This window comes from Verminephrobacter aporrectodeae subsp. tuberculatae At4, assembly GCF_000193225.1.
Lineage (GTDB): Bacteria > Pseudomonadota > Gammaproteobacteria > Burkholderiales > Burkholderiaceae_C > Acidovorax > Acidovorax aporrectodeae.
In genome coordinates this window covers 1-1,062 of the sequence record NZ_AFAL01000244.1, presented here as the reverse complement: position 1 = coordinate 1,062, position 1,062 = coordinate 1, and the positions used below count along the sequence as shown (strand labels likewise).

Here is a 1,062-nt window from a genome sequence, read left to right as displayed (position 1 = left end):
GACGCCGACGCGCTGGCGAGCCACACGCGCTTTGCGGGCGACGACGCCACGCGCCTGGCCGCGATCCACCGCGCCGCGGCCAGCGGCGCCGACGTGGCGCTGATCTCGCGCGGCGGCTACGGCCTCACACGCATCCTGCCGGGAATACGCTACAAGGCGGTCGCCCGGGCCATCGCCCGGGGAACGCATTTCGTGGGGCTCAGCGATTTCACGGCCTTCCAGCTGGCGCTGCTTGCGCGGACCGGCGCCCGCAGCTGGGCCGGGCCGGCGCTGGACTCCGATTTTGGCGTCGCCGACGAACCCGACGAGATCATGCAGGCCTGCTTTGACGACCTGCTCGCCGGCCATGGCGAGGGCGTCGGCTGGCGCCTGCCGCGCGCCCGGCCCGACGCCGCCACCGGCCGGCCCGCGGTGCCGAATTTGCACCTGAAGCGCGCGACCCTGTGGGGCGGCAATCTGTGCGTGCTGGCGTCGCTGCTGGGAACGCCGTACTTGCCGGACCTGTCGGGCGGCGTGCTGTTTCTGGAGGACGTGCAGGAGCACCCCTACCGCATCGAACGCCTGCTCACCCAACTGCTGCACGCCGGTGTGCTGGCCCGGCAAAGGGCCGTCGTGCTGGGGCAGTTCACCGATTTCCGGCTGGCGCCGCATGACCGGGGCTACAGGCTGCAATCGGTGATCGACTGGTTGCGCAGCCGGATCAAGGCGCCGGTGCTCACCGGCCTGCCGTTCGGGCATGTGGCGACCAAGGTGCTGTTGCCCGTCGGCGCCACGGTGTCGCTCTCGGTGCAGGAGCGCGACGCGCTGATCCACTGGGGACACCGGCACTGAGCTGCCGAAACGACAAACGACGACAGGAGATGAACACCATGGCATGGATCAGATGGACCGCCGTCGTTTCGCTGGCGCTGGCGCTGCTCGCGGGGTCGGGCGCGGCGGTCTATGCGCGGCGCAGCCTCGCGGTGCTCGACGGCACGCTCCAGGTGACCGGACTGCGCGCGGCCGTGCGGGTGCTGCGCGATGCCGCCGACGTGACGCATATCCGCGCGCAGACCCCGCAGG

Annotated in this window: 2 protein-coding genes; both read left to right on the top strand. The window is 71.6% G+C overall.

The features are described 5' to 3' along the window. Window positions 1-831: LD-carboxypeptidase (locus VTU_RS0106170; protein ID WP_010102141.1), on the top strand; the 831-nt coding region annotated here is incomplete at its 5' end. Window positions 832-869: 38 nt separating this feature from the next. Continuing rightward, window positions 870-1,062: hypothetical protein (locus VTU_RS26075; RefSeq protein WP_040892282.1), on the top strand; the 193-nt coding region annotated here is incomplete at its 3' end.